This window comes from Nodosilinea sp. LEGE 07298 (assembly GCF_015207265.1).
Taxonomy (GTDB): domain Bacteria; phylum Cyanobacteriota; class Cyanobacteriia; order Phormidesmidales; family Phormidesmidaceae; genus Nodosilinea.
Window position 1 is genome coordinate 1 of the sequence record NZ_JADEXE010000176.1, and the last position, 14,190, is coordinate 14,190.

Genomic DNA, 14,190 nt, shown 5'->3' on the forward strand with positions numbered 1-14,190 from the left:
GGGTGGGGGCTGCGGCCGATGGGTCAGCCCCCACTTGGGTCTTGAGCACCGGCAGGCTAACAATGAAGGTAGCGCCTAACCCTTCACCGGGGCTATCGGCCGTGATCGTGCCGCCGTGGGCCTCGACTAGGTACCGAACAATTGATAAGCCCAGGCCTAGACCGCCATGCTGACGGGTGATCGAGAGATCTTCCTGGCGAAATGATTCAAACAGCAGGGGTAAAAATTCGGGCTTGATGCCTTTGCCGGTGTCTTTGACGATGATTTGAACCTGGCGATCGCGTTGCTTAAGCTCAACCTCTACCTGTCCACCATCGGGGGTAAACTTAACCGCATTGGAGAGCAAATTCCAGACAATTTGCTGAAGCCGACTTTTATCGCCAGCTACTTGAGAGATCAGCTGCTGGTCTTCAGGTATTGAGCGATCGCTCGGCGGGTAGTCGGCCCCTTTAGACGCAAAATGTAGGGCAATAGATTTTGCTGTGGCTGCCGGTTTAACCGTTTCGATCGCCGCTGCAATCACGGTATTGAGATAGATAGGAGCGGTTTCCAGCTTCAGCTTGCCCCGCAGAATTTTAGCAACGTCGAGCAGGTCGTCGACGAGCTGGGCCTGTAGTTTGGCGTTGCGCTCAATGGTGGAGAGGGCTAGAGCCGTTTTGGCCTCGCCCAGATTACGGGTTTGCAGCAGTTTGGCCCAGCCTAAAATAGGGTTGAGAGGCGTTCTCAATTCGTGGGACAGAATGGTCAAAAATTCATCTTTGACTCGGTTGGCCCGCTCAGCGTCTGCTCGGGCTAGCTGTTCTCGGCGCAGCAGCTGTTCTCTCTCGGCTTCGGCGGCTTTGAGGGCGCTTAAATCGAGCACAAAGGCAATGGTTTCTTCATTGGCTTCGCCTACCTGGCTGTAGCCAATGAGCACCGGCACCCGGCTGCCATCTTTGCGTATGTATTCTTTTTCGTAGGGGGTGCATGCCCCTTTTTGGCGCGATTCGGCAATGCCGTACTCATCTATCGGCAGGCATTCGGGTGGCGTAATTGCAGCCCAGTGTATTTGGCGGGCCTCTAGTTCGGCTCGACTGTAGCCGATAATTCTTAACAGCTCGTCGTTGGCTTTATAAATGTAGCCGTCGGCATCGCCATAGAGAATGCCGACGATATTGGCGTTAACAAAACTCTGTAGCCTAGACTCGTTGTCGGCAAGGGCGGCTTCGGCGCGTTTGCGTTCGGCTTCGACATGTTTACGGGCGCTAATATCAACCGTAGAGCCGACGACCCGCACCACCTGCCCCTGCGGGTTACGCACTAAACAACTGCGCTCCCGAACGTCAACCCAGCGGCCATTGGCGTGGCGCACCCGGTATTCACTTTCGTAAAGCCCGCTAGAACTGGCAAATATTCGCTCAATCTGGGGCTGCATACGAGCCATATCTTCAGGGTGAATGCGATCGCGCCACCAATCGGCAGTGGGCGGGGCAGCCTCGGGGTGAACGCCAACCAGCTGCTGGAGTTGCTCAGAACGGTAGAGGCTGTTGGCGCTCAAATCCCAGTCAAACACCAGCCCGTTGACAGCCTGCATAATCAGCTGAGAACGCTCTTCTAGCTGCTTTTGGCGATCGATATTGGTCAGGGTGCCTGTCCAGCCGGTCATTTGGTTTTGGCTGTCGCAGGTGGGGATAGCGCGATTGAGAAACCAGTGGTAGGTGCCGTCGTAGCACCGAACTCGGTGGGTAATTTCAAACGGTTCGCCGTGGGCGATCGCGAGATGCCAGGCTTGAAGAACGCGATCGCGATCGGCGGGGTGCAGCACGTCTACCTCTTGCCAGCGCAGCGACTCAGCGGCGCTCAGCCCGGTGTAGTCGTACCAGCGCTGATTCCAGTAGTCGATGGTTCCGGTCGCATCCGCCGCCCAAACCATCTGGGGCAGGGCTTCGGCTAAGCCATTGTATCGGTCGTCTTCTAAGCTGGCGCTGGGCTGGCTGAAGTCCGATGGGCTGGGCGCGGCGATGTTGCCCTTGGGTGAGGCAACAGGCCCAGGGTTGTGGTGGGGGAGGCGCGATCGCTGGGGTTGGGCTGGCGCGACGGACAACGTTCGACCAAAGGCCGACACGTCTTGTACAGCCAGCGCTAGCTCTTCGGGCGTAAACTGGCCTTTCACCAGATAGTCAGCCGCCCCCAGCTTAAAGGCCTTAACGATGAGAGTTGTTACCTCATCCCCCACCACCACGATCGGGGGGCAGCCATCCCCCAGCTGCCTTAACCTATCAAGCAACTTCAGCTCGCTAGGCTCAGCTGTCTCAAGCGCTAACACAACAACATCAATCGGTTGAGACTGACATTGCTCCAAAATGCGGTGGGGATGCTGCTTGGACATCACCTCATAGGCAATGCTGGCATCTGGAGGTAAATACGTTTCACCAAGGTCACCTTGCCCCTCGCCTGACAAAGCCCCAACGATCACAATCGCGCGGCAAGCTCTCACCATCTGCCACATCGGCCCAAAGCCGCTTGGCCAGCAAATACTACCGTGGTAACGCTAAAGGCGAAGGACTGTCCGGCCAGAAATTGAAGATAAAGGCATTGCCCCTGCAAAAAATGGGTGCAAGATCCGGTCGAAATGAAGTTTGATCTTACCAGCATGTGCAAGGCAACGTGAAGCCTAAGATGGCTCTATTGGTTTTCTAGTTTTTCCCACGAACATTAAAAGCGTAGAGCAAGCCTCGCTGCTTTAAATCCACCGAACGATAGAAATTGTCATGAATTGGCTAAAGCGCCAGACTTCGCCTTACCGCTAGAGTTCTTGCCGCTAGAGTCATTGACCAACAATGTCGTCGACCAACAATGTCGTCGCCCTGCTTGCAAAACAAGAAGCACGGCGTTATCAAGCCTGCACCGCTTCGGGCCAAAGCTCTTTTAGCTCGCTCGGAAAGCTGTGGACGACATCTTTGACTTCGCCCTCAGTGACATGTTTTATGACGATTGTCCCATCCCAGCTTTTCAGCCAGATCATTCACCCAAGTAGTCGTCTTTTGAAGGGTGGTGTCAAAAATAGATAAACTCGCATTTGTCATAACTCTGTTTCAAAATCCTGCGTTGATTTGTCCATACCGGCATCAGCGATAAATGCAGTATTAGTTTGAACCTCAGCTCTACGCTATCGGTGTCACTCTGAACCTTCGTCGCTCGGCAGAAAGATTAAGCTGCCATTTTTCACTTAGTTTTTCGAAGCTATCGTTCCACAGTATGCAGCTGTCCCTGTAAGGGATCTTGAATATATCCCTCTGCTTCACTACGAAGACGCGCCACACGACCTAGCATGACCCCATAGATGACCTTAGATGTCACATCTGCAACGGTGTAAATGATGGTGCGAGCCACCACACCCCAGGCGGTAAACGAAATCACCGGCATCAGATAGGCCACAACATATAGCCACCAGGAAACAATCAGTAAATTGCGGACAGAGTTCATCATCCCTGCCGCATCTTCAGACAGGTTACGGTTGCCTCGGCTAATCACCTTAGGCACAAGATAGAGAATGTAGAAAAAGAACAGAGTACTGATGATGCCCCAAATCCAAAAAGGAGCAATGCTGATGCCTTCATAGACTATTCCAGCGGATTCATAGAACTGCCCGATAAAGCCAGTCCAGATCATCAGCAGGCCAGCAATCACAAACTTAACCCAGGGATCTGTGAACTGTTTTCCCGTAAAGCCAAAAACTACCAGAATTTGAGTTAGCAAGACGGGAACGTCAATCGACCAATTCATGTAGCGAAAGGCGTTGGTAAAGGTCGAACTGCCGCTGACCCACATTGCCCCATTGAATTCAAATGCGGTGCGCCAGTTAACCAGCAGCAGCCCTAGCTCTAGGAAGGCTGACACCATAACTACCGCTGACAGAGTAGAGCTAAGGCGGTAGTGCGAGGCAATGCGATCGCGGGTAGACAGAAAGTAGACCAAACCGGCCGCCATAGCGGCAACCCCAAAGGTTAAAACCGCTGTCACCACCACCCACTGCACTGAAGTATACTCCAGCAGATTCTCCATTGTTTCCATATTATTGCCTTGATTTTCTATCTGCAAAATTGTCAGGAAATGAATACATCTAGCCTGCTTACCAGCCAGGGTGAGGAAGATAAACAATTCCCGATTGATATCCGTTCGGCGTAGAACGCAATACGCCGAACGCAATAGATCCGTTCTATCTTTTGATTCCTACGCGAACATCTCTCAAAAGGCTTACATAAGTTTATATACGCGTCTTATTCCATCGAGCTTCCATGGAGAATTGGGGCTATCGACGCATTTTGTATTACAGAATGCGCCCTACAGCTTTTGACATAAGTCCCTTGTTCCTGAAAGCTGGTCCCCAGTCCTGTCAACCCTCTCTTCAGGGGCAATGGGAGCTAGCAAAGAGATGCTAAATTCCTCTCCTTGGGGAGAAGACCTTAGCAAGAGAGGCACTCCAGGTTCAAGTCGAACGAGGATTGTCGCGATGGATTATAAGTTTGCTGGCAGGCATCTATCACAAGGAGCACAGACGCTGCCATAGCTCATCTCCTACAAAAGGAAGAGACGATCGCACTGTAGATCTGTCCTAAAGAGGGGGCTCATAGATAGCCCTATTGCTCCACCCTAAAAGTGGTATTGACACGCCGCACCGGAGTATCTGCGATGACCTGTACTATCGGGCACATCGGGCGGAGTAAGCGGCCCAGCCTGGGCCAATCAATCCATCTTTGCAGATGTAGATTTAGCCGTTAGAGCCTAGTTTTAATGAACTAAGCAAGCCCCATGAAAGCCCAGAAGACATTTCCTCATTCCACTCATGCCACAGGATATTTTGACAGTCAAAGCTCTCCCAACCATCTCCTAACTCAGGTACCTGCCCGAGGAAGGGCAGAAACACAGGTAAAGCCGCCCACCCAAGACGATGGCCCTGGCGGAGTCTTAACAGCCTTAGGTTTATCGGTCTTTGCACTATCATTCTTCGTGATCAAACGGCTCCAGGCATCCGCAAAGGTTAAACATGGCTTAGATAGTACGCCTCATTGTCTTTATTCAACCCCTTGTTCAAAGTGTCGATTTTTTAACAAAAACCCGTACCTTAAGTGCACCGTTCATCCCCAAAAGGCGAGCAAAATAGATGCAAAAGACTGCCTTGATTTTTGGCCTGTTGATCAAGATGAGTTCCATAAAAAATAGTTGAATCTGCCTGGCAGATGGCTCACGGTTTTTGGGTAACGGTAGAATGGAGGTACTCTCTCAGACAGAGTGTTGTTTGCCTTTACCGCTTAGCTATGCCAGCCCCGAACAAAACCAGACCCCTCGGAGAAATGTTGCGGCGGGCAGGGTTGCTCTCCCAGGCGCAGCTTGATGTGGTGCTTCAAGATCAACAGTGGCAGCCTGATCTGAGAATCGGCGACATTCTTGAGCTGCGCGGGTGGGTCAAGCGCGACGCCATTGAGTTTTTCGCTGAACAGTGGCCGAAGCTCGCCACGGGCGGTCGGGATAACCCGATTGGGTATTACTTTCAGCAGGCAGGGCTGTTGGACTCGCAACAAGTAGAAACTCTGCTAAAGGAGCAGCAGCAGGCAGGGCTGAGAATTGGGGCGCTGGCAGTTTTGCGCGGATGGCTTTCGCAAGAGACGCTAGATTGGTTTCTGCGATCGCTGGCACCGGAGGAGTCTGCGTCTTCTGCTTTCATCAAGCGGAGGCAGTCGAATAATGGCGATCGCATGAGCCAAGCCAATCAGGCGCGGTCAACACCGCAGGGTGCTCAGTCGCAACCTAGCCAGCCAAAACCGGTTGCAGAGTCACCAGCTGAAGCGCCAACTGCGCCCAAGCCAGATGATGTTTCTTGGGTCGGCTAGGCGGGATAGTGGCTAAACTATGAGCATGGTAGCCCTTCCCTTACTGACGCCAGAGCTGCTGGAGCAGATCACGGAGGCCATTTTGCGGTCGGTGGCCCCGGAGCAGATTGTGCTGTTTGGTTCGAGGGCTAAAGGGCTAAATCAGCCAGATTCAGATATCGATTTTTTGATTGTAGAAGCCGAGCCTTTGGGGTTAAATCGTAGCCGCCGTAAGGAGCCTACTAAGGTTTGGAAGGCGTTAAGCCCGTTTGGCATATCGGTGGATGTGTTGATGCTTAGCACTGAGGAGGAGACTAAATGGCAGCATAGCCGCAACCATATAATTGTGAGGGTGATCGCAAAAGGCAAGGTGCTCTATGAGCGATCTTTCTTGAAGAGGCTGCCACCCTCTTACAAGCAGCACACCGCGACCTGCAAGCCTTGACTGTAGTGCTGGATCGTGAGGTTTTTGCAGATGAGATTTTTGGCTTCCATGTGCAAAAGGCTACTGAGAAATGTTCTAAAGAGAGGTAGGGCTAGCAGTGCCTACCCTACAGACTGGATATTAAGCAAGGATTTAAAACAATGGCATTTAAGGATATTTCTTTAGGTGATTTTTCGGCAGAAAATGATCCCAATCTGAGTGACTATTTTTTAGGTGATACGAACGAATATTGTGCAGCCCGCAACATTGATGATCACAGATATATCGTTTTAGGACGGACTGGGTCAGGAAAGTCAGCTATTCTATCTCATATAAACGAAACGCTTGAAGCGGACAATCGCTTTATTTGCGCTTTTATTCGACCCGGGAAAAGCTATTTGGACGCAATAGTTCAAACACAGGAATTTCACGAATTGAAGCAAGCGAAGGGATTACAGCATATTCTTTATAAACTGATCTGGAACTATGTCATAATGGTTGCCGTTCTACGTCAAAAGTATGGGCATGGCGGCCCTATGAAGCGAAATGAATTTTTGTTTGGAGATAAGCTTCGTGCTTACAAATTCCTGAAAAGAGCAAATCAGCTAGCTCGAGATGAGCAAACATTATTTGATGTCATCATCAGCTTGGTAAAAGAGGTGAATCTATCTATAAAGGGCTTTTCCATTTCTGGGCAACCCAAGGGAAATTCGTCATACGAAATAATGAGGGATTTAATCAAAGAGGCTGAAGATTTTCACGAAAAAGGATTTTGGGATGTAGTTGGCGGCAGTAAGCTGTACCTCTTTTTTGATGACTTAGATCTAGGTTGGGATCCAAAAGATGAAGACCAGCAGCTATTGCTTCGTGGGCTGTTTGAAATCATGAAAAGTTATGCATATCGAGATCGTGTCAAACCTTTAATAGCCTTAAGAACTAATATTTTAGATGGTTTAGATTTACCTCAAAGAGAAAAATATGAAAATAATATTTTGCCCCTGCAGTGGACAAAGCCAAATTTAAAGGAAATGCTTTTGCTACGCTTGATAAGATACACTGAAGTCACCAAAAGTGAAGGTTTCGATAGTTTTTTCTCGTGCGAAGTAGGATCTATACACCCTGTAGATTATATGATCGAAAGAACTCTGTTTAGACCTCGTGATCTTTTGGCATTTTGAAAGTACGCAATTTCCGAAGCTTATCGGGCAGGAGTAGATAAAATCTCTATCGATCAAGTAACTTCAGCGGAGTCTATTTATTCAATCAATAGATTGCAAGCTTTGGAAGATGAATGGAAGCATGAATATCCAAACTTGAAGAATCTTACAACCCTATTGGTAAAAATTGCTATCAGGGAGCATGATCTGGGCTCATTGACCCCAAAAGATGTCAAAAATATTTTACTAGAAGCTAAAGAAAGGATTCTGACTGCTTCGTCAGAGGAAGAGAGTTTGTATTCTAAATTAATCTGGGTAAGATCGTATTTTCCTAATGACGATGACCCAGCTGAAATAGTTAGCATTTTGTATCGGTTAGGAATTTTAGGTGTTCGATCAAAGCAAAAAGACATTTATGTATTTGAATTTGATGAAATGCCTCAGGTTACAGGAGATACAAAATTTATGTTTCACCCAATGCTGCACCGTATTCCAATAGGGAGCTTTCAATTCAAGGAAGAAAATCCTTGGCAGTAAAAAAACACTCCGGACAGTTTTTGATAGGAACGGTGGAATGCGGGTTTTAGCCCTCTTTAACAGTGGTCTAGGCAACGAGGAATCAAGGGTTTCAGCGCTTGCCCGAAAAAGTGTCCGGACTATTGTAAAAAGTAAGCGCTTAGGGTAAGTATTGACCACAACTCAACCCTTACGCCCCAGTGAATTCACTAGCGTTGCTGCGCCTTTTGGCGCTTCTGGCAAAACCTTCAGAATATTTGGAACTAACGATTTGCGGTCAGCCAATCGAGTTGAATTGGTCTGCAAAACAACAATTGCCATATCAAATTGGGGTGCATCCCAGTGTCGGCCCTACAGGTCTTTGATTTCTTCACCTAGGTAGCGCTCTACGAAAGCCTTAGCTGCCAAAGGGTGTAGCGTTTTCAATGCTCTAACAATGTCTACAATCGTTTCGCCTGACGGATCGCTCTTTTCATTTGCCCATCGGTAGACGCTGTTGCGCTCAATATCGAGAGCCGCCGCAAGGCTGTGTTGGCTCACCTCAAACTCCTCAAGCACTTGCCTGAGCACCTGTCCTGCTTTTCCCATGTCTTCATGTTGTCAGACCAGTACAGGTCCGTAAACGACTGATCAGTTGACGACAACTAATTTGTTGACTATGATGTTAGTCATCGTTTCGGTTGACATGCCATGCAAAATCACTCTGCGACAGGCTCAGGGCAAGATCCCTTTTCTAATGCCCGCTACAGTGCCCGCATCATCACCCCTGACTCTGCTACAAGCTCAAAGCAAACCAATTCTGGCCAAGTTCACCTCGAACTCACTCCCAAGCTCTACAGCTACCCCAACTCAGACCGCGAACCCGTCAAGATACTCGTCATCGGCAGCAAACGTTCTGTTGGCTCTATCGTCGTCGCCCTTCACCAACTCGGCTTTGCCGAAATCTTTGAGTGGACAGACTTTCTCAGCGCTCCCAATGCTGATAGGCCGCTCCAGTTCCAGCCTGGCGAAGTCATGAAAGCGCTGGTGAAATACATGCCGATAGAATAGGGAGTGGTGGGGTGGTTACAATGCTGGGCGGTGCCCAATTTGTATTCAGTAAAAAAACTGGCTGCCAATCATTGATTCATTGGTAGCCAATTTGCAGTTGGCGATGCAGCTTTAGTTCTATTGACTCGAACTGCCCGTGACGCGCTTGACGGTATCGGTGGCCTTTTCGACCAGGCTTTCATTGTCTTCTTCGGGGTCAAACTTGCCTTCGGCCTGGCGCATTTCTTCCCGTATGCCTGTCGCTTCACTCATGTTGTAGGCGCGATCGAGCCGTTCTTCGGCACTCAAGGGTTCACCCTGGGCGCGACCCGTGAGCTGATCCTTGGTTTGTCCGTGGGCTTCTTTCGAGTCGAAGGGAATTTGGGCCAGGCTGGGCTGTACGGTAATGGTTAGAACGCTGGTCAGGCTGAGCAAACAGGCTAGCCCGATCATTAGCAAGCGTTGTCCCATGCGATCGCAGTGGAACCAGGAAAATAGCGTCATAGGAAAATCTCATAGTCTTGACTGAGCGATAACCCCACCAGGGCGATCGCTGCTGTGGCTTTAGCCTACCGACGCGAGCGGTACGACCTGTTCCATCCGGCGATATATTTTGCAGTAACGACGAGGGTGAGCACGGCCAGCCCCACAGACCTAACCCGTATTCGTTTGAAAATAGCTGAACGACCATCGCTATGCGCAAAACTTTAGGTTCAAGTGTACTATTAAGCCTAAGGGTCAAGATGAGGTGGCGATGCCAAGCCTGCTGTTGATTGAAAGCCCTGGCAAGCTGAAAAAGCTGGGGCAAATTTTGGGGCCAGACTGGATTATCAAGGCCAGTATGGGGCATATTCGTGAGTTGGCCAACGACGGCGTAGACGCCCTGGGCTTTGAGCTGGGCGCAACTGCAATCGACTGCCGCTATCAGCCCCGCGACGATCGGGCTAAAAAGGTGCTCGCTGACCTGCGCCAGGCGGTTAAAAAGGCCGATCGCGTCTATATTGCCACCGACCCCGATCGCGAAGGAGAAACCATTGGCTGGCACCTACAGCAGGCCCTCAATCTGCGCCATCCCCAGCGGGTAGTCTACAGCGAAATTACGCCTCAGGCGGTAAGAGCCGCGATCGCGCGTCCTCGCACCCTGGACCAAAACCTGGTCGATGCCGGTCGCGCCCGCGACTGCCTCGACAAACTGGTCGGCTATACCGGCAGTCGCCACGTGGTGTGGCCGTTGCATAACGGGGCAAAATCGATGGGTCGAGTCCAGAGTGCGGCCCTGCATTTGCTCTGCAAGCGCGAGCGTGAGATTCAAGCCTTTACGCCTCAAGACTATTGGAGCGTTTGGGTGAGCTACCGCGAGGGGTTCAAAGCCTTCTACCGCAGCAGCCCTAAGCCGCAGCGCAAGTCGGCTGCGGAGACCGACGAGAAAGGGCTTGAGAAGGGAGCCGAGAAAGAGTCTGAACGGGTGACTTCTCAGGAGCGAGCCGATCAACTGGTGGCGATCGCCCAAACCCATCCCCACCAAGTCTTGCAAATTGAGGGTAAGCAAGCCACCCAGTCACCGCCCGCCCCCTTTGTCACCTCAACGCTGCAGCAAGCGGCAGGCTCCAAGCTCCACTTCAGCCCCGAGCACACCATGAAGGTGGCCCAGGCGCTCTACGAAAAGGGGCACATCACCTACATGCGTACCGATTCCGTCATCCTCTCTGCCCCCTTTCGGGAATCGGTGCGCCAGTACCTGCAGCAGCACGACCCCCAGAATGTGCCGCGCAAAACCACCCAGCACCGGGCGGTGAAAGGATCTCAAGAAGCCCACGAAGCGATTCGCCCCACCGATGTAAACCATCTACCTCAGACGCTGCAGCGTGACCTCTCCGCCGAGCAGGCTCGCCTCTACGATCTGATCTGGAATCGGGCGGTGGCCTCGCAGTGTGCTCCGGCTCGCTTGCAAAAGACTCGCATTGTCACCCAATCAGGCGACGCTTACTGGGAGGCCCGAGGGCAGGTGCTAGAGTTCGCAGGCTATACCCGCTACTGGAATAACCTCAGCGCCGACTCTGTACTGCCTGCCCTGGCCCAGGGGCAACCGCTGCAGCTAGAGCAGGCCCAAGCCGACGCCAAGCAAACTCAACCGCCGCCGCGCTACAGCGAACCCAAGCTCGTGAAACTGATGGAGCAAAAGGGCATTGGCCGCCCCAGTACCTACGCCCCAACCATCAAAACCCTGCGGCAGCGAGAATACGTGGGTTTGCACCAGGGTAAGCTGCAGCCAACGGCGCTGGGTCTGGAGCTAGACGGAGCCTTGGAAAAACTGCTGCCAGACTTAATTCAGCCTGAGTTTACCGCCCAGATGGAAACGGCGCTAGATGCGATCGCAGCTGGCGAACAAGAGTGGCAAGCTTACCTGATCGGCTGGCATCGCGGGTATTTTGAACCTGCGATCACTAAAGCCAAATCTCAGCTGCTCTCCCTGCCGACCTTTGCCGAAAAGCCGCCGTCTGCGACTAGTCAGCCCACTGTTCCCTCAGTGCCAGCCAATGCAAAACTGACAAAAACAAAGTGCCCCACCTGTGGGGAGGCGATGAACAAAGTGCCCTCGCGCTCCAAAAAGCTTAAAACTAAACACTTTCTCAAATGCTCTGGCCCAGGCTGCGGCACCGTGATGTTTTGGAATGCCAGGGCCAAGCGCTACGAACTGCCTCAGGCCCAGCGTCAGGCGACCCAACCGGCTCAATTCACCGATAGTCCGTGCCCGGTCTGTGGTGCCCTGCTTGAGCGCTACGCCTACACCAAAGACGGACAAGACAAAGTCATGTTGCGCTGCTCGCTACTCGAAAATCGGCGCGGCAAGTGTAAAGAAGTGGCTTTTTTTCAGAGCCGGGGAGAGTTTTGGTCACCCAAATTTGGCACCCTGAAATTACCAGAGCCTCATATCTAGTACTGGCTGGCAGAAATAAGGGACTCGAAAATTAATAGAGCCCCAACGTCATTCCCGATCAGAGCTTGTCCCCGCGAAGGCGTGGGGCGGGAATCCATTACGGAGTAGCTACTCTAGCTAGTACTTTATTTTGAAGCGCATCCCTAGGACGGCGTCGCTAGGGGGGGAAATGTGCTGGGCTGATTGACTGACAAAACTTCTGACGTAGGTTGGCGTTGAGCAAAACGAAACCCAACACCAGTAACGGTTTTATTGGGTTGCGCTAACGCTAATCCAACCTACATCAGGATAAAGGTTTCAAGAGTTTTATCAGTCAACCAGGGTGCTGGGTGCCAGGTGTCAGGAACAGTTAGCTGACTGGCCAATTCAGGCATGACGATGGGGTGTGTCACCCATGAGGTGGGGTTGCCTGCGAGGTAGTCGATCGCATTATTTTTCTGGCCGAGGGTCGTTTAGTGGCCGATACCACGCCTGATCACTTCTTCAGCCCCAAAGAAGAGCGCACTAAAAAGTTTCTGTCGCAAATCTTGCACTCGATACAGCCCCAGGTGCCCTTTTACCAACACCGCTAACCGAGGACGTCTGCAGGGCAGCGGGTTCTAGTTTTGCTGAGCCAAACCGGACCGATTCCAGCTTATGGCTTAATAAATTTCGGGCTCGGGCATGGGGATAGCAAAATTTGACGGGTCATTGAGATAGCGGATTGTGTCTTCTTCAAGGCGATGCACCCAGTAGGGTTCAAGGGCATCGGAGTGGCGAAGAGCAGCCAGGTAGCCTTCGAGAAAAAGGCGAAGGTCGCTGGTGCGATAGCCTCGGTTCCACTGGTCGACGAAGGCGTCGGTAATCCGTTGGTAGTACCGAATCGCTTTGGCATCCTGAAGCATGGGAGGTTGACCTGTAACGCTGAGTGGCTAGGGGTAGATCTCGCTCTATGTTTAAATTTTCCACTAAAGGGTGAAAAATTTAATCGGTTCCTTAACGTACCGTTATACGTATCTTTATACACCGTTTCCTGATGGGCAGGAAGTGTGGATTATGACACTATCCAGATATAGGCCACCTGGGGGATAGAGATTGAGCCCCGGCTGGTGGCTGAGGCAGCACAGTTGCGTAAGCGGCCAGGGTTTGCTGAGCGATCGCGCCCCAATCGTAGTATTCCCTAGCGTACCGCTGGGCTTGCTGCCCCCGCAGCTGTCGCTGGGCTGAATTTCCTAAAGCCTCCGCCAGGGCTAGTGCCACGCTCTCTACGCTCAGCTCGCATACCCAACCGCTGCCACTGGCAGCAATATCGGGCCAAATATAAACCCCCTTAGACACCACGACGGGTACACCAGCGGCCATTGCTTCAGCCACAGCAATGCCAAAATTTTCGTAGTAGGACGGCAGCACAAATAGGTCAGCGGCTTGCAGCAGGGCAGCTTTGGTGGAGCCGGTAACAAAGCCAGTCAGCGAGGTGCGATCGCCCAGGGGAGAGGCGCGAATGCGATCGCCCACCACCCTCTCATAGGCTGGGTCCTGGGGGTTTCCGCCCGCCAACACCAGCTGAAAATCTGTGCCCTGGGCCATCACCTGCTCTAGGGCGGGCAGCAGCAAATCCAGCCCTTTTTTGGGGTCGAGACGAGAGAGGTAGAGCACGAAGGGGCGATTGGTCGGAATCCCCAGCTGAGCTAAAAGCCTCTGACAATCTGGATCTGGTACCGAAGGCGGAGGCTGGACCCCTAGGGGAATCACCCAATCCGGTGCTGTAGATCCAAATCGATGGGACACTTCCCCTTCAATGGGGCTGGTAAAGTGCAGCGCCGCCGCCCCGGCAAGATTGGGCGCTTCTAGCAGCCGACCGTAGATCTGTTTGAGGTGCTTTTTTTTCTGCAAATCGGCGGGGTCGAGGGTGCCCAGGGGCCGCAAGATGTAGGGTAACTCCTGCCACCGAGCCACCGTCGCCGCCGCCGTACTCAGGGGCGAAAACAGCGCGTGAATGTGGGCCAGATCGTACTCGTGACCATGCTGATAGAGCCATCTCAGCAACCCCACCGAAAATTTATACCGCCGCCAGGGCGAACAGCTAAAGTAGCGCACCGTGTACTTGTCTTCCGGCACGGGCACCCCCAGGGGTACATCTAGGGACGGCTGGCCTGCATCACCATTGGAGTTTGTCGTGAGAATAGTGACCTCGGCTCCTGCTGCCGCCAGCCCCTGAGCGAAACCCCGCACCATCTGGCTGGGGCCACCGTAGACGAGGGAGATGGAGGGGATGATTTGGAGGATGCGCATTTGATG

13 protein-coding genes and 1 pseudogene are annotated in these 14,190 nt (G+C 52.1%); 7 read left to right on the plus strand and 7 right to left on the minus strand.

The features are described 5' to 3' along the window. Nucleotides 1-2,479 (minus strand): PAS domain-containing protein (locus tag IQ273_RS21105; protein ID WP_194025136.1); only part of this gene is annotated, 2,479 nt, incomplete at its 3' end. A 743-nt stretch (nucleotides 2,480-3,222) separates the two neighbouring features. Beyond that, nucleotides 3,223-4,053, minus strand: coding sequence for a bacteriorhodopsin (locus IQ273_RS21110; RefSeq protein WP_194025137.1), 831 nt, complete (start codon nucleotides 4,051-4,053; stop codon nucleotides 3,223-3,225). Nucleotides 4,054-5,297: 1,244 nt separating this feature from the next. Here IQ273_RS21110 and IQ273_RS21115 point away from each other — a divergent pair. The 4 genes from IQ273_RS21115 to IQ273_RS21130 all read left to right on the plus strand — a co-directional run bounded on the left by IQ273_RS21115 (nucleotide 5,298) and on the right by IQ273_RS21130 (nucleotide 7,967). Continuing rightward, on the plus strand, nucleotides 5,298-5,870 hold the full coding sequence (locus tag IQ273_RS21115) for a hypothetical protein (protein WP_228053494.1): 573 nt from the start codon (nucleotides 5,298-5,300) through the stop codon (nucleotides 5,868-5,870). Between the two features lie 25 nt (nucleotides 5,871-5,895). Continuing rightward, nucleotides 5,896-6,294 (plus strand): nucleotidyltransferase domain-containing protein, encoded by a 399-nt coding sequence (locus tag IQ273_RS21120; protein ID WP_194025139.1) that lies wholly within the window; start codon nucleotides 5,896-5,898, stop codon nucleotides 6,292-6,294. Between the two features lie 140 nt (nucleotides 6,295-6,434). Then, entirely contained in the window at nucleotides 6,435-7,451 is a 1,017-nt protein-coding gene (locus tag IQ273_RS21125) for a P-loop ATPase, Sll1717 family (protein ID WP_194025140.1), read from the plus strand. A 102-nt stretch (nucleotides 7,452-7,553) separates the two neighbouring features. Beyond that, on the plus strand, nucleotides 7,554-7,967 hold the full coding sequence (locus IQ273_RS21130; protein WP_194025141.1) for a hypothetical protein: 414 nt from the start codon (nucleotides 7,554-7,556) through the stop codon (nucleotides 7,965-7,967). A gap of 162 nt (nucleotides 7,968-8,129) precedes the next feature. Here the strand turns inward: IQ273_RS21130 and IQ273_RS21135 are convergent, their stop codons facing one another. Continuing rightward, nucleotides 8,130-8,267 (minus strand): hypothetical protein, encoded by a 138-nt coding sequence (locus tag IQ273_RS21135; protein ID WP_194025142.1) that lies wholly within the window; start codon nucleotides 8,265-8,267, stop codon nucleotides 8,130-8,132. Nucleotides 8,268-8,297: 30 nt separating this feature from the next. After that, nucleotides 8,298-8,534, minus strand: a complete 237-nt coding sequence (locus IQ273_RS21140; protein ID WP_194025143.1) for a helix-turn-helix transcriptional regulator — start codon at nucleotides 8,532-8,534, stop codon at nucleotides 8,298-8,300. A gap of 102 nt (nucleotides 8,535-8,636) precedes the next feature. Between IQ273_RS21140 and IQ273_RS21145 the strand changes: the two genes are divergently transcribed. After that, on the plus strand, nucleotides 8,637-8,996 hold the full coding sequence (locus tag IQ273_RS21145; RefSeq protein WP_194025144.1) for a hypothetical protein: 360 nt from the start codon (nucleotides 8,637-8,639) through the stop codon (nucleotides 8,994-8,996). Between the two features lie 117 nt (nucleotides 8,997-9,113). Here IQ273_RS21145 and IQ273_RS21150 read toward each other — a convergent pair whose 3' ends face one another. Further along, nucleotides 9,114-9,479: a hypothetical protein gene (locus IQ273_RS21150; protein WP_194025145.1), complete on the minus strand. Its 366-nt coding sequence runs from the start codon at nucleotides 9,477-9,479 to the stop codon at nucleotides 9,114-9,116. A gap of 250 nt (nucleotides 9,480-9,729) precedes the next feature. On the opposite strand from IQ273_RS21150, the gene topA reads away from it, so the two are divergent. After that, nucleotides 9,730-11,913 carry a type I DNA topoisomerase gene (topA, locus tag IQ273_RS21155; protein ID WP_194025146.1) on the plus strand — a complete coding sequence of 728 codons (2,184 nt, stop codon included), beginning with the start codon at nucleotides 9,730-9,732 and terminating at the stop codon, nucleotides 11,911-11,913. 357 nt (nucleotides 11,914-12,270) lie between these two features. Further along, nucleotides 12,271-12,485, plus strand: a pseudogene (locus IQ273_RS35910) (hypothetical protein); the annotation flags it as partial. A gap of 69 nt (nucleotides 12,486-12,554) precedes the next feature. Here IQ273_RS35910 and IQ273_RS21160 read toward each other — a convergent pair. Continuing rightward, the gene (locus tag IQ273_RS21160) at nucleotides 12,555-12,797 is read right to left on the minus strand and encodes a DUF6761 family protein (protein ID WP_194025147.1); all 243 of its coding nucleotides are present in this window, start codon (nucleotides 12,795-12,797) and stop codon (nucleotides 12,555-12,557) included. Between the two features lie 157 nt (nucleotides 12,798-12,954). Next, nucleotides 12,955-14,190: hormogonium polysaccharide biosynthesis glycosyltransferase HpsP (hpsP, locus tag IQ273_RS21165; protein ID WP_228053497.1), on the minus strand; the 1,236-nt coding region annotated here is incomplete at its 5' end.